Raw genomic sequence first — 19,179 nt, 5'->3', positions numbered from 1 at the left:
CACTACGGCCTGCCCCGTCCGGCCGCCCGACGCTCATCCCCCGTCCCCGTCTCCTAGCCCCCGCGCCCCGTGCGTGGTTTCGGTAGTTGCCGCTACCGAAACCACGCACGAGGCAAGGGTTTCGATCACGACGATCCGAACCCTGTACGCGGGCGTCACCTCGGCCCCATGATCACCACTCTGAGAATCGAAAGCTGTTTTGGGCCCGGTAATTCCGGCCAGGAGGTGCCGGAACCGTGAACGCCCCCGTCGACACCCTCGACGACCCGACCATCGCGGTCACCGCCACGCCGGCGACCCCGCGACCGGGCAACCCGTTCCTCCGCCGCGTCGCAGGCCGTCTCGTCGCGCTGGGCGCGTTCCTGCTGCTCTGGTGGGCGGTGACCGCTGCCGGCCTGATCGAACCGCTGTTCCTGCCGTCGCCGGGCGCGGTGTGGGACGCGTTCGTGCTGGCCAACACCTGGCATCCGGTCGCACCGGGTGTCGACCGGCTCGTGCAGGGCGCCCAGGGCTATTTCCTGTGGGAACACCTGCTGGCCAGTTGCCAGCGGATCGCCGCGGGTGTCGGCGCCGCCATCGTCGTCGGCCCGCTCCTCGGTTTCGCGATGGGCATGTGGCGACCGCTCAACACCCTCGTCGAGCCGTATCTGAACTTCCTGCGGGCCCTCCCCCCGCTCGGCTACATCGGCCTGCTCATCGTGTGGTTCGGCATCGGCGACACCTCGAAGATCTGGCTGCTGTTCCTCGCCGCGTTCCCAGCGATCACCATCGCCACGATCAACGGCGTGCATTCGGTGCCCCGCGACCACATCGACGCCGTGCGCTCACTCGGCGCCAACCGCCGCCAGGTGCTCACCGAAGTCGTCCTGCCCTCCACCGCACCCGAAGTGCTCACCGGCATCCGCATCGCCGTGGGTTTTGCGTGGACGACGGTCGTCGCGGCCGAACTCAACAACGGCATCCCCGGCATCGGCGGATTGGCGTATCTGTCCGGCACACAACTCGATACACCGCTGACGATCGCGTGCATCGTTGTCGTCGGGATCACCGCCCTCGTGCTGGACGCAGTCATCAAATGGATCGGCGTCCTCGCCGTGCCCTGGAAGGGAAAATCATGAAGCGCACACTCGTTGCCGTCACCGCGCTGGCAACGGCCACGCTCGTCGCCGGCTGCGTGTCCTCCGACCGCAGCAGTTCCCCCGACGGTTCCGCCGCAGCGAGCGCCTGCCCGTTCGAGGTCGACGAATCGATCACCACCACCGCCCGGATCGCCTACCAGGACATCCCGAACGGTGATCTCCTCGTGAAGGATTCGGGCATCCTCGAGGCGTGCCTGCCCAACGCCGAGATCACGTGGAGCCGGTTCGCGTCGGGTGGCGACGTGGTGCAGGCCTTCGGTTCCGGCAGCGCCGACCTCGGCCTGCTCGGTTCCAGCCCCGCGACGAAGGCGCTGTCGGCGCCGCTGAACATCGACGTACAGGTCGTCTGGATCCACGACGTCATCGGCGCAGCCGAGTCCCTCGTGGTGCGCGATCCGGCGATCACGTCGGTCGAACAGCTCGCGGGCAAGACGATCGCGACGCCGTTCGCCTCGACCGCGCACTACAGCCTGCTCGCCGCACTGGACCGCGCCGGCATCACCGACCAGGTCACCCTCGTCAACCTGGCACCCGACGCGACGGTCGCGGCGTGGCAGAGCGGCGAGATCGACGGCACCTGGATCTGGGAGCCGACCCTGTCCGAACTCACCGACGGCCACGTGCTGCTCACCAGCGCCGACACCGCCGCCGCCGGCGTGCCGACCTTCGACCTCGCCGGCGCGACCCGCGCATTCGTCGACGCCAACCCGGAGTTCGTCGCGGTGTGGACGCGGGCCCAGGACTGGGCCGTCGAACAGCTCCTCACCAACCCCGACGAGGCATCGGTCGCGCTCGCGGTCCAGCTGGGCATCTCGCCGGAGGAGGTGCGTCCGCAGCTCGACGGGCTGACCTATCTGCGGGCGTCGGATCAGGCGTCGGACGAGTATCTCGGGGCCGCCTTCGCCGACAATCTGCTCTCCACCGCACAGTTCCTGCTCGAACAGGGTCAGATCACCGCGGTGAGCGACCCGGAGGTGTACCGGAACGGCATCTACGTCGACGCGGCACGCAAGGTCGCACAGCCGTGACCGGCGTCCGGACGGGAACCGACCGGGTCACCTTCACCGGGGTCTCGAAGTCGTACGGCACCGGTCCGTCGGCGGTGCCCGCGGTGAGCACCGTCGATCTGACCGTCGAGCCGGGCGAGTTCGTGTGCCTGGTCGGCCCGTCCGGATGCGGCAAGACCACCCTGCTGCAGATGCTCGCGGGATTCGAATCCCCCACCACCGGCACCGTCGACATCGGCGGCGTCCCGGTGACGGGCCCCGGTCCCGAACGCGGGGTGGTCTTCCAGAAACCCAACCTGTTCCCGTGGAAGTCGGTGCGCGCCAACGTCGAACTCGGACCGAAGCTGCGCGGTGTCCCCCGGGCCGAGCGCCGCGCGCGGGCCGACCGGATCCTCACGACGGTCGGCCTGTCCGAGTTCGGGGACCGGCGCACGTACGAGCTGTCCGGCGGTATGCAGCAGCGCGCGCAGATCGCGCGGGTGCTGGTGAACGAACCGCGAATCATCCTGATGGACGAGCCCTTCGGTGCGCTCGATGCCCTGACCCGCGAGAAGCTCCAGACCGAACTGCTCGCGATCCGGAACGCCGAGCACCGCACGGTCCTGTTCGTCACCCACAGTGTCGACGAGGCCGTCTTCCTCGGCACCCGGGTACTCGTGATGAGCGCGCGACCCGGCCGCATCGTCGAGGACGTCAGGATCTCGTTGCCCGGCGACGAGGACGACGCACCGCGATCACCGTCGGTGCGCACGACCCCCGAGTTCGCCGCCTACAAGGAGCGGATCGCGAGCGAGATCTACCGCGCCCACGCCTGACCGTCAGTGCACCAGTGAAAGTCCCTGCGCCGCAGCAGGATGCTTCCACAGTCCACGGCGCGCCAGCAACGGCAGGACACCCTCACCGAACCAGTACGCCTCCTCGAGGTGCGGGACACCCGAGAGCACGAATTCGTCGACGCCAGCGGCGTGATACTCCTCGATCAGCGCGGCGACCTCCTCGTGACTACCGACGAGCGAGGTTCCCGCGCCGCCGCGCACGAGTCCGACCCCACTCCACAGACCCGGGTGGATCTCGAGGGTGCGGGCATCCCCGTCGTGGCGGGTCGCGCTGCCGTGCAGTTCCCGCATCAGACGCTGGCCCTCGGACTCGCTCGCCGCCAAACCGGCTTGGGCGAGCGCGATCTCGTCCGGGTCCATGTCGTCGAGCAGCCGCTGTGCCTGCGCCCACGCCTCTTCCGACGTGTCGCGGCTGATCACGTGCAGCCGGACTCCGAATCGCAGGGACCGGCCGAACACGGCAGCCTCGGACTTCACCCTCTCGATCTTCCGCGCGACCGCGCCCGGCGGCTCGCCCCACGTGAGGTACACGTCCGCGTGCCGGCCCGCCACCGGGAGCGCCGCGGGCGACGACCCGCCGAAGTACACCGTGGGCGCCGGATCGGGCGTCCGGTCCAGGCGCGCACCTTCGACGTGGATGTGCTCACCGTCGAGCGACACCAGGTCGCCGCGCCACAGTCCGCGCAGGACGGTGAGGAATTCGTCGGTGCGCCGGTAGCGCTCGTCCTTGCTCAGGAAATCCCCGTACGCGCGCTGTTCGCTGCTCTCGCCACCGGTGACGATGTTGATCAGCAGTCGTCCGTTCGAATGATCCTGGTAGGCAGTGGCCATCTGCGCGGCCAGTGTGGGCGAGAGTGCGTCGGGACGGAAAGCGACGAGGAACTTCAGTCGCTGCGTCAGCGGGACCAGCATCGACGTGGTGATCCACGCATCGACGCACTGCAGGCCGGTCGGGGTCAGCGCAGCCTCGAAGCCGAGTTGCTCGGCCGACCTCGCGACCTGGCCGAGATAGTCGAGGGTGGCCGGCCGGTCGGCGGCCGAAACGCGCAGGTCGGCGCCGTGACCGCCACCGACGATCGAGCGGCTGTCGCCGGAAGTGGGCAGGAACCAGTGGAACGACATGGACATGACGAGACCTTCGAAGTGAGGGAACGTGGACCGGTGCAGGTCAGCGACGACAGCGAAGCGCAGATACCCGGCACAGATCCACGTACAGACGCCAGCTGTGCCACACGGGACGCAGCACGCGGGGCTGCGGGTCACCGATGGGCGTCACGGCACTACTCCTGCACTCGTGCATGTTCGGGCGTCGACAGGCTACCGCACGAGTGCGGAATTCGACACGGGCATTCCGGCCGGGACGCACGGCTGCCGTGCGTCCCGGCGACCGGTCAGAAGAACGCGCCCGTCGGCAACGGCTCACCCGTCAGTTCGTGGGCCCCGATGGCCTTTGCCTTGTAGGTGCGCGGGTTGTGTGCTGCCAGGGTACGGATGTTGCGCCAGTGCCGGTCGAGGTGCGAGCTTCGCCGGGCTGCGGTGCCACCGCCGACATCGAACAGGTCACCGGCAGCCCGCAGGGCGATCTCGTCCACCACGACCTTGGCCTTCGCTGCACGGACCGCGGCTCGCAGCGAAAGTTCCTGTTCCTCGTCGGTGCCGTGTGCGGCGTATGCCTCGGACAGGGCTTCGGCGGCCGCGACGACCAGCGCCTCGGCGGCGAACGCCTGGCTGGCGAGCACACCGACGGTCTGCTGCAGGATCGGATCCTCGACGGGGCTGTCCGCAGCGGCGTGATAGAACGTGCGCTGCTTGGTCCGGACGAGGTCGGCGGCGTCGCGGGTGACCCGCCGCAGGATCCCGGCGATCACAGCGGTGAGGTACAGCTGCGGGAACGTGGCCGAGTACGGCAGATCTCCGTAGTACGTCCCGGTGCCGAGGAAGTCTTCCCGGTCCACGGCGACGTTCTCGAACCGGGTGGTGCCGCTGCCGGTGAACTGCTGTCCGATGCCGTCCCAGTCCCGTTCCAGGACGACGCCCTCGCGGTCGGCGGGAACCACCACACGGATCGGTTCATCCTCGGGTCCCTGCGCTGCGACGACGAGATAGTTCGCGTAGAGGTTACCCGTGCTGTAGAACTTGGTGCCGTTCAACCGAAGCCCGTCCGGTGTCTCGGTCACCGCGGTTTCGAAATCCTGGTTGCGCCGGCCGGCGTGCTTGCGGCTCAGCTCCGTCGACGCCAGGCCGAACAGCTTTCCGGCCCGGACCTCTTCGAGCCAGCGCCCGTCCGGCCCGTCTGCCCGGCGCAGCGTGCTCTCGACGAAGTTCAGGTGGTTGCGGAGGCTGTGCGCCACGTTCGGATCCACCTCGCCGAGAGCGATGACCGTCCGGAAGAGTTCGACGAGCGTGGCCCCGCCGCCGCCCTGGTCTGCCGGGAGCCGGAGTGCGCCGAGCCGTGACTGCCGGATCACCTCGAATTCCTCGAACGGGTGCCGGTGGGCGTCGTCGCGGTCGACGACCTCGGCGTCGATGTAGGCGAGAAGTTCGTCGAGTTCGCGCGATCCGGCCGTCACGGGGTGTTCGAAGGTCGGTGCCGGGCGGGTTTCCACAGGATCGAGGGTGCTCGTCATTTCGGTTTCTCCTTGAGGTTGTTCGGGTGGATGTTCTTGTATGCAAATCGATTCGGCTACTTGTCCCGGGGAACGTGTACGGAGACGTACGCTCCTCGGTACTTCTGTTCGAGGTAGTCGGCCACCTCCTCACCTTCCAGCGCACGGCCGAGTGCCGATACTCTCGGGTCGCCGGCGAGCCGGGACGGCGCGACGAGTACGCGGGCGTATGGATTGTTCGGTCCCGGTTCCACTTTCAGCGCGTCCCGTTCCGGAATCAGACCGATCGAGGCCGCGGTTCGGGGATCGAGTACAACGGCGTCGTAGTTGCGGTAGGCATCCGCGGCGAAGTTCGCCAGGTCCAGCCGCCTGATCGACAGATGACGTTGCGATTCGAGGATGTTCGCCTCCGAGACAGCGAGATCCCGCGCGGCGAGACCGCCGAACTCCCGATCCAGTGTGATCAGATTCGACTCCTGCAGGAGGTAGAGACCGCGGGCGAATCCGGTGACGGTATCGGCCAATGCGACCGTTGCCCCGTGCGGCAGATTCGTTCCGGTGACCCTGTCCTCGACGAGTCCGGCGTTCACCCAGTCGTCGGTCTCTTCGATACCCGACCATTTCGCCGAGTACAGCGCGTAGGGCGCGACATTGACCTCGGAGACGACACTCAACGTGTCCAACGAGTTCGTCGCCCGGTCCTGCAGGAACGCGGGTTGCGTCTGGAAATACACGAGGTCCGCATGTCCTTCGGCGAGTTGCCGATTCGCGTCGTCGGTGGCGTCGACGAGTTCGATCTCGACGCCGTCCGCCAACCCGTGCGCGGACACGTGCTCCAGGACGTCGCGGTAACCCTCGTCGCCCACCAGGATCGTCAGTGCGTCCCCGCTCGCGGTACCGTCGCCGTAGGTCACGGTCACTTCGTCCGAACACCCGGACAGCACCAGCAACGCGGTGATGCTCGCGAGAATCGTTCCGCGAATGCGACCGGTATCCGATTTTCCCATGTGCGCCTCCTACAACGCCTCGTAGTAGAACGACGCCAACTTGGGCCCGCGACCACCCTCGAACCGAACGGTGACCTTCCACTGCCCCGCGACCGGAACGATGAGACCGTCACTGTCCCAGACGAGTTCACCGTCAGCGGACATCGTCGTGCGGAGCTCGACCGGCAGGCGTGCGATGTTCACCTCGGCCGAGGAGAGTTCGACGCCGACATCCGGCATCGGCGCTCCGCCGGTCGCGCCCTCGGGTCGGTAACGAACCGTCAGTGACCGTGCGCCACGACGGACCGAGTCGATCTCGACGTCGAGGACCTCGGATGCGCCGAAGTCCAGCGCAGTGCGCACGTTCGTGGTGTAACTGTCCTTGGCCGGCACGACAGATGTCAGCACGGACGTCGCGGCGAGAATCACGATCGCGAGCGCTGCCTCGGCGACGAGGATCCGCGGGCGCCGCCGGACCGGCAGCGGTTCGGTTCCCCCGGCCGAACCGACGCTGAACCTGCGGTACGCGAGAGAGCCGGCGATCAGCGTGAGCACAGCGACCGACACCTTGACGGTCAGGGTGGATCCGTAGACGGTGGAGATCAGCGCTCCGACCGGGTCGACCTGGATGAACGCCAACAGGATCCCGGTGATCGCCACCAGGGCCACGTGCCCGGCCGCGAACCCGTGCCACCGCCGCAGCGGAGGCACCTGCTCCTGCACCAGCACGAGCAGGAGGACACCTCCGAGCCAGATCGCCCCGGCGTATACGTGCACACCTGTTCCGAGGAACGACACCGGCCAGCGCTCGGTCGAACCGCCGTGACCGCCGAGCGTGACCGCGACGATCGCGGACGCGGCCTGCAGGTATCCGGTCGCATCCGACCCACGGCCCCGGCCGGGCGGACGAATCCCGCACGCGAGACTCAGCATCACCGCGGCCGCGATCGCGATACCCAGCCGGCTGCTCGCGACTGCGGCGACGGCCGATCCGGAGATGCCGGACAGTCCGCCCGACTGTTGCGCGGCCAGCAGAACGACCCTGCCCACCAGGCCGGCAACCAGAAGCGTCGCACCGACCCGATAGACGAATCGGAACCGGCGGCCACCGAGCACGTTCGGCCACACCCAGCGGGCGACGACGAACAGGCCCGCCGACAGCGCGACCCCGAGATACGTCGCCCACTTGCTCGGAATACCGAGAAACTGTGCCGTGCCCGCATCCGCCCCTGGATCGTCGGGCACGTTCCCCAGCCCGGTGACCGACCCCACCGTGAACCGGATCGACAGCGACACCACATGCGTGTCGGCGGACAGCACACGCGCCGTCGCAAGGTAGGCACCGTCGGTGAGCCCGTCCGCGGGTACCAGCACGAGCCGACGCCCGCTGTTCTCCAGTCGCACCGCCGAGAAGGGGTGCCGCACACCGTCGTGGTCGATCAGCTGCGGCGAGCCCTCGACGACGCCGACCACCTCGTTCAGCTCGAAGGACAGCAAGGCCGGCGAAACCTCCACACGGGATCCGTCGCCCGGTGAGCTGGACACGACACTCGCGTGCGCGGAGGCCGGCGCTGCCCATACGGTCGATGCCGACACCACGAGCCATACGAGGAAGCCGAGGCATGCAGCGCGATGCATCGATCGGTCACGGCTTCGGGACATGACTCCGGCGCACCAGCACAAGCACTCCGATCGACGATCCCGCCGCGATCACCAGCGCGGCACCGGCGATCGAACGCCACAACCACAGCTGTGGCTCGGTTGCCGCCGACGCGGTGCTCGCCGGGTCCGTCGAAGCATCGACACGGTCTCCGTGTCCGTCGTGCCCGTGCCCCGCTCCTGCGGCGGCCAGCGTGACGACGGGCGCCGGATGCTCGGGTTCGCTGTCCGCGTCCAGAGCGACCTCGTCCCACCGGACCACGGACCCGTCGCTGTATCCCTGTTCGCTGTGCAGCGCCACCGATTCGACGTCGTCCGGCCACGGTCCCGCGGAGAGGGTGAAGACACCGAACTCCGAACCCTTCAGCCCGTACGCCGGATCGCTCGTCTCCCAATCGATGCGCGTCACCCGTTCGCCGTCCGCGGTCGGCTCCCGCAGGATCGTCGCGGTCCACCCCGGAATCGGCAGTGTCCGCGCCGACACGAGGTCGACGCCGTCGGGAACGGTGATCGTCAGCCGCACCGTCGAGGCCGTGTCCGACTCGGTCGGGACGATGAGCCGCACCAGGCCGTATCCGCCCTGCGTGGGCCGGTCGCCGTCGTCGACCCGGACGTGCGCCGCAGCCGTGCCCGCGGCACCGGACAGGCCGAGACCCCCGAGCAGCGCGACAACGGTGAGGCGACCGACAAACTGCCTCGTGCGTCTACCGAACATCGTCGACCGGTCCCCCGACGGCAGCCGAGCGTGCTCGTCGCAGATCGGCGAGCACCAGATCGCGCGTGATCGCCTCCACCAGCCGCGGCACGCCGACGCGCAGGCTCGGGATGTCGCCGACCGGCCGGCCGAAGCTGACAGCCGCACCGATGCTGAAGACGTGGATGTCGCGCAGCCACGGCGCCGCACCCGGTTCGCGTTCGGTCAGCTCGTATCCGCTGCCGAGGTACGGCGCCGACGCGAGCAACTCCGATTCCAGTCCTTCGGGTGCCGGATAGGCATCCGCCCATCGCGCGACATAGGGCGCGATCGTCGACAGCTCCGGCCGGGTGGCCGGATCCTGCTGATAGCCGGTGCCGGCGATGACGAAGTCGAAGGTGCGAGTTCCGTCCGCGGCGTGGACGATCACGCGGCCGTCCTCCTCGGACGCCGACAACCACTCTGCGTCGAGGTGGAGGTAGTAGTTCTCGAACACCGCTGCCCGCTCGACGGACTCCGGAGGAACATTGGCCCCCTGCGCGGCGGTCCGCCACCGCTGACGCCACCGTTCCTCGTCGCCGAGCAGGTGGAATACGTCCTGCGCCAGCGGGTTCGGTCGTGTTCCGCCGAGCGGGGCGACAACCAGCTCCGGTCGGCGCGTGTACACGTGCACATCGCCCGCTCCGGCCTCGAGTGCGGTCGCCGCTGCATCGTATGCGGACGCCGCGGCGCCCAGGACCGCAACGGACCTGTCGCGCAGTGCGTCGAAATCGATTTCGTCCGCGGTATGTGCGAACACGCGGTCCGACAGGGCCGCCACTGCGGCGGGAATGTACGGGCCCCCGGTTCCCGAGACCCCGGTGGCCAGAACCAGTTTTCGGGTGTCCTCGGTCCAGGTGCGCTCGTCGTTCTCCAGGTGCAGACGCAGCCGTCCGTCGTCGACAGGCTCGATGTCCGTCAGCCGGACGCCGCGCCGTACCTCGATGCCGACCTGCCGGCGGAACCATTCGAGGTAGTCCGCCCAGTCCGACGTGGCGATGCGGTCGATTCCGTCGAACGCGCCTTCCCCGTGGGTCGCGTCGAACCAGACCTGGAACGTCAGGGCCGGGTTGCCCAGTTCGGGGCCCGACACCGTCTTGGGAGTGCGCAATGTGAGATTCCGTGCACGCGACTGCCACGCGAGGTCGGACTCGTCCCGGCCGGCGTCGACGACGGAGGTCCTGGCCACGCCGGCGCGGCGCAGCGCGTAGGCGATCGCCACTCCGCTCTGACCGCCGCCCACGACGACGACGTCGTGATCCGTATCGTCCAGCGGCGCGATCCAGTTCGCGTCGCCGTTACCGTAGCCGAGCAGGTGGAGCGATCGCTGCGCTGCGTCGTCGGGGTTGTCGGAGAGGTCGGTCATCGAGCTGTCATCCTTCTGCTGCGTACTTCTGGTTCTTGCGTACTTCTGGTCTGTCGATTCGTCATCGGCCGACGAGCGGCCACGGTCAGCGGCTCGTGATTCCGAGTTGCCATCCGGTCACGCGCTTCTCGATTCCGGCCAGCACGAGGTTCAAGGTGACGCCGATGATGCCCAGCACCACGATCCCCGAATACATCGCAGGGATCTGGTAGCCCTCCTGCGCGGATCTGATGTAGATGCCCAGACCTTCGGTGGCACCGAGATATTCGGCGGCCACCAGCGCGGTGAAGGCGTGCGATGCGCCCAGTCTCAGACCCGGGAAAATGTTGGGGAACGCAGCGGGAAGCACGATCCGGGTGAAGATGTAGACCCGTCCCGCGCCGAGGGTCCGCGCGGCGCTGACGAGAATCTTCTCGACGCCCTTGACCGCATTCGTGGTGTTGATGAAGATCGGCCAGAACGCCGCCCAAGCGACGATCGCGATCTTGGATTCCTCACCGATCCCGAAGAAGAGCAAGAACACCGGAAACAGCGCGAGGATCGAGAGATTCCGGAAGAAGTTCAGGATCGGCTCGAACAACTTGTCGAGTGTCCGGACCGAACCCACGAGAATCCCGAGGAAGATGCCGAGGACCGTCGCGATGAGGAACCCGGCGAGTCCGCGGCGCAGACTCGGCAGCACCTGCCGGCCGAGCTTGCCGTCCGCGGAGAACCCGTCGACCAATGCGGTGACGATGTTCTGGGGCGGCGTGAGGAACTTCGGATCCAGCAGTCCGGTCGTGTTGGCGAACCACCACACGAACAGGAACAGTGCGACTCCGACCGTCCCGTACACGTACTTGTCGTAATCGGCGGCCCACTCGCTCCACGAACGGGACGGCTTCTCCGGCTGCGCCTCGGTGCGTTCGTCGGTTCGTGGACGCGTCTCAACGGTCACCAATGTGGGCCTCCTCCTTGAGGATCTGCGCGACCTGGGCACGGATCCGGCCGAACTCCGGCGCGGCGCGGGAGTCGTCGTTGCGAGGTCGCGGCAGGTCGACCTCGATCAGTGCGTTCACCTTGCCTGGACGCTTGGACATCACCGCGATCCGATCGGACAGGAAGATCGCCTCGTCGATCGAGTGCGTCACGAACAGGATGGTCTTCTTCCGAGCCCCGGACTCCCAGATCCGCAACAGTTCTCCTTGCAGGAACTCGCGGGTCTGCGCGTCCAGCGCAGCGAACGGCTCGTCCAGAACCAGAACGTCCGGGTCGTATGCGAGAGAACGCGCGATGGCCACTCGCTGGCGCATGCCACCGGAGAGCCGATGCGGGAGATGGTCGGCAAAGCTCTCCAACCCGACGGTCGTGAGGATCCGTTCCGAGATTTCGCGCTTGCGCGCGGCCGGGACGCCGCGGATCTTCAGACCTGCTTCGACGTTCTTCCGCACGGACAACCACGGAAACAGTGCGTAATTCTGGAAGACGACACCGATGTTCTTGCTCACGCCGCGGACGGGAGCGCCGTCGAGGAGCAACTCGCCGCCCTCGAAGGTCTCCAGTCCGGCGAGGATGTTGAGAAACGTCGATTTTCCGCACCCACTCGGGCCCAGCAGGGAAAGGAATTCGCCTTCCCGTATCTCGAGGTCGAAGTCGTCGAGGACTTCGGTGACGCCGTTGCCGGCGCCCTTGCCGACATTCTTGAACTCCTTGTGCAGGTTCCTGGCCGAAATCTTGACCGGCCGGGCCGCATCGGGAACAACAGCAGGGTGATCGACGACCGATCGGGTCATGACCGCTGCCTCCTCATCGTTTGGTTGCCTTCGTTCGTCACCGGCACCGGGCCGGTCAGAACTCGGTATCGGTCAGCACTTCGGTGTTGCTCGACTGCGAATCGATCAATGCGGCGGACGGTGCGTACGGATTGAACTCGTTGGTGGCCACGTCTTCCGGGGTGAGAGCGGCCTCCTCCGGTGTGAGGATCCCGAGTCGCTCGGACAGATCCCACCAGAAGCCGGTCTGTTCCTTGTCCAGGATCAGATTGTTCGTGTAGTAGTACTTGGTGACCTGATCCTCGGACAGTCCCGTGAGCCGCGCCACCAACTCCTGCTGCTTGTCCGGGTTCGCATTCACCCAGTTCGCCGTCTTGGCGAGGATCTCGACGAATTCCCTTGTCTGGGCTGGGTATCGACGGATGAACTCTCCACTCGCGCTGATCGGCGCCAGACCACCGTCACTGCCGGAGTTGTCGTAGTCCGAGAAGGCGACCCGCACCGCATCATTGGTCCGGAGGACACCGTTGAGCGGAGGATGGATCACCGCGAGGTCGATCTGCCCCTGCTCGAGGGACTGCGGCAGCAGGCTCTCCGACTGGGTCAGGAACTTGACCTTGTCGACATCGACACCGTTCTTGACGAGGTAGTCCTTGAGGATGAATTCGGCGCAGCCCTTCAGGGAGGCCAAGCCGACCGTCTTGCCTTCGAGCTGCCTCAGGTTCGTCTGGTTCAGGTCCGAGTCCTTGCGCACGAAGTACTCCATGTGCGGCTCGTCCTCGGTGGTATAGGTCAGTGACGCAATCACTTTCAGATCCACTCCGGCGGCGACAGCCGAGAGCGCCCGGTTGAACATGAAGTAGGCGAAGGTGACGTCGCCGGTTCCGAGCAGGGCCGGAACCTGACCGGCGTCCACGTGACCGAGATACTCCGGCCGGATACCCGCCTCGTCCCAGAATCCCAGCTCGTCGGCGATCTTGACGAGCGACGGGCTGTTCGGGTTCTCGGACCACTTGAAGTACACCGGATTATTCGGATCCGAGACGCTTCCGTCCACGTCCTGAACCACGGCCGATTCACCTCCGCCGCATGCGGCAAGGGTGGCCGCCACCACCCCGGTGACGACGAATGTTGCTGCTCCGCGGCACAATTTGCCGAACACGCCGGCCTGCGTCTCGCGCATGATCACCTTTTCTGTCCGAAGGATGTTCCGAATGGCCACCGGCTCTCCGCGGATCGACTACTGCTGATTCGCAACCGATCTCGGGGTCGACGATGTACATACGAATCGGCGGCCGCAGGACCCGACATGCGGGGCGGACCGTCCGAATATCATCAATGCTAGAGCCCTTCGTCCCATACCCGTAGAGTTCGGATCTCCGTGACGGATTCCCCGCGTGAGACTTTCGAAACGAGTCCGAAACGACGACAGGTCCGTGCCGTCGGTGTTCCCGAACGGCACGGACCTCTGGTCCCTCTCCACACGGACCTGCGGTCTGCTCCTACACGGACCTGTCGTCCCCCTGATGCGTCCGCGGGGCTACCCGACGGCGTGCAATGCCGGCAACGTCGCTCCGAACCTGCCCCTGAGCGTCTTCTCGGAGTACTCGTGCCGGAACAACCCTCGTCGGCGCAGGATCGGCACGACGTGGTCGACGAACTCGTCCAGCCCGGTCGGCAACGCGTCCGGCATCAGATTGAATCCGTCTGCGGCTCCTGCGAGGAACCATTCCTCGATGGTGTCCGCGATCTGTTCGGGGGTGCCGATGATCGCGCGATGACCTCCGCTGCCGTTCAGGGACCGCAGCAGCTGCCGGATCGAGAGGTTGCCCTCCTGCGCGAGTCCGACCACCGATTCCCGGAACCCGAGCGACCCCTGGTAAGCGTCGAGGTCCTCGGGAACCGCGAGAACGTGCGCCGGAATCGGCTCGTCCCAGTCCAGGGTCGTGACGTCGACGCCCAAGGTGCCGCTCAGCCGCTCGGCTCCGAAATCGGCGGGCACGTGCGCGCGCAGGGATTCGTGACGTTCGATCGCTTCTCGCTCGGTGGACCCGATCACGGTGATCAGACCCGGGAGGATCTTGACCTGGTCCGGGTCCCGGCCCGCCCGGGCGGCCGCGTCCTTGACGTAGCGGTAGTGCTCGATCCCGGCGGCCAGGGTGAGTTCCGCGGTGAAGACCCCGTGCGCCGTACGTCCGGCGAGTTCACGTCCTGCCGGCGATCCGCCCGCCTGGATCAGCGCCGGGTAACCCTGCGCCGACGGCGCGACCGCGAGACGCCCGGACACCTCGAATCGGGGACCGCGGTGATTCACGGGAACACCGGTCAGAGCCGATTCCCACAACTCGGTCACGACATCGACGAATTCGGCGGCGCGGGCGTACCGCTCCTCGCGGTCCGGGAGCGCCTGCAACCCGAAGTTCGCTCCCACCACCGGCGAATAGGTCGTCACGACGTTCCAGGCGACCCGCCCACCACTCGCGACGTCCAGCGAGAGGAATCTTTCCGCGAGCTCGTAGGGCCCGTTGAAGGTCGTCGATGCCGTGCCGATCAATCCGAGGTTCGTCGTGTGTGCGGCGACCGTTGCCAGGACCGCGGTCGGTTCGAGGGCCCGGGTGGGTTTGACCTTCGGGTTCTCCCAGAATCCCGGGCTGTCGGCCAGGAAGAACCCGTCCAGGGTTCCCCGTTCGGCTGCCTGCGCGATGCGCACGAAGTGGGATGCGTCGAGAAAAGCGTTCGGTGCGACGCCGAGTGTCCAGGCACCCGGGGAAATACCGACGTCGAGGACGTTGACGTTGAGGACCAGCCGACGGTTCGAGTGAGTCATCTCGGATGTCCTTTCCGGCTCAGAAGAACCCGGTGTCGGGCAGAGGAGTGTCGTTGACGAACAGGTCACCGAGGACCCTCGCCTTGTATGCCGTCGGATTGTGGGCGAACAGGGTGCGCAGGTTTCGCCAATGCCGATCGAGGTGTGCCGACTGCCGCGTGGCGGAGGCACCGCCCACATCGAAGAGACGGGACGCGGCGCGCAGTGCCGGTTCCTCGATCGCCACCTTCGCCTTCGCTGCCAGGATCGAGGCCCGCGCCTCGAGGGCCGGGTCGATCCCGGTCGTCCGCGCAGCGGCGGTCGCCTCGTCCTGCGCTTCTGCAGCGGCGCGCACGATCGATTCCGCCGCGAACGCCGTCGCGGTCAGCGAGCCGATGATCTCCAGCAGCTGCGGATCGTGACGGGGCTCCGAGACCGTTGCGAACGCGAAGCTACGCCGCCGGCTGCGAACGAGCTCGGCGGCATCGGTGGCGACGGATCGGAGAATGCCCGCTGCGACGGCGTGGAGAACGAGTTGCGGGAACGACTGCCGTGCGCGCAGCGTGTCGCCGGCGAGGCGGAACGGGAAGGTTTCGTCCTCTGCCACCCGCACGTCGGTGAAGACCGTTGTCCCGCTGCCGGTATGGCGCTGGCCGATTCCGTCCCAGTCGTCGAGGTGCTCGACGCCCTCGCGACGAGTAGGAACGACCGCGCTGAGCACGGTGCCGTCCGGCACTCCTGCGGTGACCCTCACGTAGTCGGAGAAGACGGTGCCCGTGCTGTAGAACTTGGTGCCGTTCAATCGGTATCCGTCACCGTCGGGGGTGAGCGTCGTATCGAACTCGTACTTGCCCACCGCGCGGGACGACAGCTCGGAGTTCGCGCCGCCGAACAAGGAGCCGGCGAGAACCTCACCGAGCCACCGCTGCTTCTTCTCGGTGGTCGGTACCCGGAACAGTTCCTCGACGAAGGCGAAGTGCACCCGCAGAATGTGCGGCACGTCCGGATCCGCCTCAGCGAGATCGATGATCAGGTCGAACAGATCGCGCAACGAGTAGCCGGCACCACCCAGTTCCACCGGAACCCGCACCGCGCCGATTCGCTCGTCGCGGAGCAGTTCGAGAGCTGCGAGCGGCGGTTCGCCACCACCCTCGTCCCGGCGGCGCCGTGCGTCGGCGGCAATCACCGAAAGGATCTCGCTGCGTGAACGACCGGATCCCGGTGACAGTCGGTCTGCCGGACCGGGCCGTAGGTCGACGGATTGCGTTGTCATGATGTCCTTCGAATTTTCGGGGTTACGAAACGGGAAACAGACTGCGACGGTGCCCGCTGAGGATGCGAGAGGCCGCAGGCAGACCGAGGCGCTCACGGAGCGTCGTGTCGCCGGCCCCGGGCGGTCTCGGTCCGGCGACGGTCGCAACGGATTCGAGATCGTGCACGTCACGAATCCTGACGACCACGCCGCCGCGCTCGGGTGCCTCGACGTCCCACGAGCCGTTCCACGTGACCTCACGCAGCGTGAGGATCTGCTGGTGGGCGCCCTCGACGGTGCCGCGCACGATCACGACATCGGGTGCGCCCGCGATCGAGTCCGGCGCAGTGTCCGAGAACCGGAACACCGGTAGCTTCCGCTGGGGCGGCTCCGGCACGTTGAGCGGTCCCGAAACCGAGAACACTCCCTCGTGGTCGATGAAGGTGATGCGTTCCGACTCGACGAACACGGCCCGTTCGCGGTCGGCGACGATGCTGTCGGCGGGCCAGCTCTCTCCCACAGCTTGCGCGCGACGGTCACCGCGTCGTCGAGCAGGCTCTCCACGCCCTCGGCGGGGCCGCTCGATGCTCCGGCGCCCACCAGCCAGCCGATCCTGCCCCCGCTCAGGTGATCGAGCGACGCGAGCCGCCGCGCGAGGTTGTACGGGTGATGAACCCGAGGATCGGCTGCGACGACGAGACCGATCCTGCGGGAGTTCGCCGCCAGCAATGCGGCGGCGACGCTCGCGTCGAACCGCTGCTCCGGCGCGACCCGCGGATCGAGCACGTCGCCTCCCAGGATGGCGAAGTCGACCGCCGACGCGTCGAGAAGTGCCCCCGCCTCGAGGGGTGACAAAGGGCCGGCCGGATCGAACAACTCCGACAACACCGCAGTGTCGATGTCGATCCCGACCAGCGGTCGTGTTCCCACCGAAATCGTCTCCTCCGCATGCATTTCCGGTACACAGGCCCGAGAGATGGCCGTGGCCGGGACTCCAGGGCCACCGGTCGAAACTCTCACCGAATTCCGGCGCCTGCCATCGTTAGGCTCGAGATGGTTCTGAACCGGCCTCTGCCGCAGTCGCGCCGGCGTCGAGACGACCTGCGTGAAATACCTTCAGGCGGAGGCAAACGCTTCTCTTCGATCGACGCTCGTCCGAGCATTGCCTGCGACGTACCGCCTCGCGAATGCGGAAATGCATGCCGTATAGCGATTTACCTACCTGTAAGGAACATCGTGCCCCAGAGAAACCCGTCCGTCTTCTTCGTCTCATCCGAATTTCGGTTCGCCGATCGCTTTCCCCGATGGAAGTTCTCGTCGACGCCGGCCGAATCGGAGGGCAATCACCGAGCGAGGGCCGAGTTCGCACGCGAGCTGGAACAGCTGGGTTTCGACGCGGTGTTCATCGCGGATTTCGCGGGACTGAACAGAACACAGATCGCGTACGACGGCCCCCGCTCGTTCGAGCCGCTCACCCTGGCCACGTATCTGGCCGCACACACCGACCGGATCGGTCTCGTGATCACGCTGTCCACGCAGTTCAGTGAGCCCTACACGGTGGCCCGGGAACTCACCTCGCTCGATCGGCTGTCGGGCGGCCGGGCGGGCTGGAACGTCGTGACGTCGTTCAACGGTGAGGTCAACTACGGATACACCACCCTTCCCGCCCCGCAGGACCGGTACCGCAGGGCCCGGGAATTCCTCGGCGTCACCAAGGCGCTGTGGAAGTCGTGGGATCCCGACGCGATCATCGCAGACCCGGACTCGGAGATCTACGTCGACACCGACCGGGTCCGGGACATCGACTGGGAGGGAGAGAACTTCCGGGTTCGGCAGGCCCTCGACCTTCCACCCGCACCCCAGTCGTTCCCGGTGATCGCGCAGGCCGGGGCATCCGACATCGGGATCGAGTTCGCTGCCGAATCCGCCGAAGTCGTCTTCGTCGCGAGCCCCGATCTCGCGTCGGGACAGAGCTACTACAGGAAGCTCAAGGACGCGGTCGTCGCCAAGGGGCGGCACCCGGACGACCTGAAGGTGCTGCCGGGAATCCGGATCTATCTGGGCGATACCGAAACGGATGCGAAAGCGGCCTACCGCGCCGAACTGACCGATCGGGACCTCGAGCGTGCACGTGAAGCGATCCGCTACGAGATTCCGGAACTGGACCTCACGGACCTCGGCTTCGACGATCCGATTCCGCTCGACCGGTTCCCCACCCTGGCAGAACTCGAGCAGCGGGGCCGGCGCGTCAGCCGAGCGCTCATCTACCGCCGGTGGATCGAGACCGGCGAATACGCCACCCTGCGCGACTTCCTCGTGCGGTACGCGACGTCGTTCGGTCACTTCCAGATCGTCGGCACCGCGGAGCACGCGGCGGCGACGATCGCGCAGTGGATCGACGAGGGTGCAGCGGACGGATTCATTCTTCTCGGTGGCTCGAGTTTCGAACGGATCCGGCGCGACCTCCTTCCGCGCCTACGGGATCTCGGCATCTTCCGGGATCCCGAGAACGAGAATGGGCACGACGTCGGTCTGCGTCGACGTCTCGGAACCACCACACCCGGTCTCGAAACGACCCGGTTGCTCGTCGAGAGCTGAGCGTCCCGGCCCAGCGGCCGACGCGAAAGCGTATCGCGCGCCGCGGAACGAGATCCGTTCCGCGGCACGCGATACGCGTATCGGTGACGGCGCGATCCGTGATCAGGCTCCGACGAGCAGCGAGCTCCGGAACCGCTGTCCCGGAACGGAGTCGATGAGATTGCGCGTGTACTCCGAAGACGGTTCGTCGAACACTCGTTGCGTGTCGCCGAATTCGACGAGCCGACCCGACCGGAGAACGGCGACTCTGTGCGAGATCTGACGGACCACCGCAAGATCGTGGGAGATGAACAGGTACGTCAGATCCAGATTGCGCTGCAGATCGATCAGGAGGGCAATGATCTGGTCCTGTGTGACCACGTCGAGGGCGGAGAGCGGTTCGTCCAGAATGACGATCTCCGGCCGGACCACCAGTGCCCGCGCGATGGCGACGCGCTGGC

17 protein-coding genes and 2 pseudogenes are annotated in these 19,179 nt (G+C 67.0%); 5 read left to right on the top strand and 14 right to left on the bottom strand.

What is annotated here, in order from left to right:
• Positions 1-236 precede the first annotated feature (236 nt).
• From I0Q12_RS04455 to I0Q12_RS04445, 3 genes are read left to right on the top strand one after another with little or no spacing between them, the layout of a single operon-like run.
• Positions 237-1,118 (top strand): ABC transporter permease, encoded by an 882-nt coding sequence (locus I0Q12_RS04455; protein ID WP_374068565.1) that lies wholly within the window; start codon positions 237-239, stop codon positions 1,116-1,118.
• Entirely contained in the window at positions 1,115-2,167 is a 1,053-nt protein-coding gene (locus I0Q12_RS04450; RefSeq protein WP_197250780.1) for an ABC transporter substrate-binding protein, read from the top strand. Before I0Q12_RS04455 ends, I0Q12_RS04450 begins: the two co-directional genes overlap by 4 nt.
• Positions 2,164-2,961, top strand: coding sequence for an ABC transporter ATP-binding protein (locus I0Q12_RS04445; RefSeq protein WP_197250779.1), 798 nt, complete (start codon positions 2,164-2,166; stop codon positions 2,959-2,961). The genes I0Q12_RS04450 and I0Q12_RS04445 overlap by 4 nt, the downstream gene beginning before the upstream one ends.
• A gap of 3 nt (positions 2,962-2,964) precedes the next feature.
• On the opposite strand, the gene I0Q12_RS04440 is transcribed toward I0Q12_RS04445, so the two are convergent.
• The 13 genes and pseudogenes from I0Q12_RS04440 to I0Q12_RS34805 form a co-directional block, all read right to left on the bottom strand.
• Positions 2,965-4,110 carry an LLM class flavin-dependent oxidoreductase gene (locus tag I0Q12_RS04440; protein WP_197250778.1) on the bottom strand — a complete coding sequence of 382 codons (1,146 nt, stop codon included), beginning with the start codon at positions 4,108-4,110 and terminating at the stop codon, positions 2,965-2,967.
• Between the two features lie 263 nt (positions 4,111-4,373).
• Positions 4,374-5,609, bottom strand: a complete 1,236-nt coding sequence (locus I0Q12_RS04435) for an acyl-CoA dehydrogenase family protein (RefSeq protein WP_197250777.1) — start codon at positions 5,607-5,609, stop codon at positions 4,374-4,376.
• A 56-nt stretch (positions 5,610-5,665) separates the two neighbouring features.
• On the bottom strand, positions 5,666-6,595 hold the full coding sequence (locus tag I0Q12_RS04430) for a MetQ/NlpA family ABC transporter substrate-binding protein (RefSeq protein ID WP_197250776.1): 930 nt from the start codon (positions 6,593-6,595) through the stop codon (positions 5,666-5,668).
• A 9-nt stretch (positions 6,596-6,604) separates the two neighbouring features.
• On the bottom strand, positions 6,605-8,212 hold the full coding sequence (locus tag I0Q12_RS04425; RefSeq protein ID WP_231609992.1) for a copper resistance protein CopC: 1,608 nt from the start codon (positions 8,210-8,212) through the stop codon (positions 6,605-6,607).
• 7 nt (positions 8,213-8,219) lie between these two features.
• On the bottom strand, positions 8,220-8,948 hold the full coding sequence (locus I0Q12_RS04420) for a YcnI family protein (protein ID WP_197250774.1): 729 nt from the start codon (positions 8,946-8,948) through the stop codon (positions 8,220-8,222).
• Positions 8,938-10,332, bottom strand: coding sequence for a SidA/IucD/PvdA family monooxygenase (locus I0Q12_RS04415; RefSeq protein ID WP_197250773.1), 1,395 nt, complete (start codon positions 10,330-10,332; stop codon positions 8,938-8,940). Before I0Q12_RS04415 ends, I0Q12_RS04420 begins: the two co-directional genes overlap by 11 nt.
• An 85-nt stretch (positions 10,333-10,417) precedes the next feature.
• The gene (locus I0Q12_RS31965; protein WP_197250772.1) at positions 10,418-11,269 is read right to left on the bottom strand and encodes an ABC transporter permease; all 852 of its coding nucleotides are present in this window, start codon (positions 11,267-11,269) and stop codon (positions 10,418-10,420) included.
• Entirely contained in the window at positions 11,259-12,104 is an 846-nt protein-coding gene (locus tag I0Q12_RS04405; protein WP_197250771.1) for an ABC transporter ATP-binding protein, read from the bottom strand. The genes I0Q12_RS31965 and I0Q12_RS04405 overlap by 11 nt, the downstream gene beginning before the upstream one ends.
• Positions 12,105-12,159: 55 nt before the next feature.
• A complete protein-coding gene (locus tag I0Q12_RS04400; protein WP_197250770.1) occupies positions 12,160-13,266 on the bottom strand; it encodes an ABC transporter substrate-binding protein in 1,107 nt (368 codons plus the stop codon).
• A 357-nt stretch (positions 13,267-13,623) separates the two neighbouring features.
• Entirely contained in the window at positions 13,624-14,910 is a 1,287-nt protein-coding gene (locus I0Q12_RS04395; protein ID WP_197250769.1) for an LLM class flavin-dependent oxidoreductase, read from the bottom strand.
• A gap of 19 nt (positions 14,911-14,929) precedes the next feature.
• Entirely contained in the window at positions 14,930-16,162 is a 1,233-nt protein-coding gene (locus I0Q12_RS04390; RefSeq protein ID WP_197250768.1) for an acyl-CoA dehydrogenase family protein, read from the bottom strand.
• Between the two features lie 22 nt (positions 16,163-16,184).
• Positions 16,185-16,661: a hypothetical protein gene (locus tag I0Q12_RS34810; RefSeq protein WP_307846025.1), complete on the bottom strand. Its 477-nt coding sequence runs from the start codon at positions 16,659-16,661 to the stop codon at positions 16,185-16,187.
• Positions 16,662-16,717: 56 nt separating this feature from the next.
• Positions 16,718-16,870 (bottom strand): annotated as a pseudogene (locus I0Q12_RS34805) (LLM class flavin-dependent oxidoreductase); the annotation flags it as partial.
• Between I0Q12_RS34805 and I0Q12_RS31950 the strand changes: the two are divergent.
• Together I0Q12_RS31950 and I0Q12_RS04380 are read left to right on the top strand one after the other, a co-directional pair.
• Positions 16,811-16,993, top strand: a complete 183-nt coding sequence (locus I0Q12_RS31950; RefSeq protein ID WP_231609998.1) for a hypothetical protein — start codon at positions 16,811-16,813, stop codon at positions 16,991-16,993. The pseudogene I0Q12_RS34805 and the gene I0Q12_RS31950 sit on opposite strands and share 60 nt — an antisense overlap.
• Before the next feature lie 384 nt (positions 16,994-17,377).
• Positions 17,378-18,739, top strand: a complete 1,362-nt coding sequence (locus I0Q12_RS04380) for an NtaA/DmoA family FMN-dependent monooxygenase (RefSeq protein WP_307846023.1) — start codon at positions 17,378-17,380, stop codon at positions 18,737-18,739.
• Between the two features lie 102 nt (positions 18,740-18,841).
• Here the strand turns inward: I0Q12_RS04380 and I0Q12_RS04375 are convergent.
• Positions 18,842-19,179, bottom strand: a pseudogene (locus tag I0Q12_RS04375) (ABC transporter ATP-binding protein); the annotation flags it as partial.

The sequence above is a fragment of the Rhodococcus sp. CX genome, assembly GCF_015865005.1.
Lineage (GTDB): Bacteria > Actinomycetota > Actinomycetes > Mycobacteriales > Mycobacteriaceae > Rhodococcus.
Note: the sequence above shows the minus strand (reverse complement) of the source record. Positions and strands in the feature narration are given on the sequence as shown.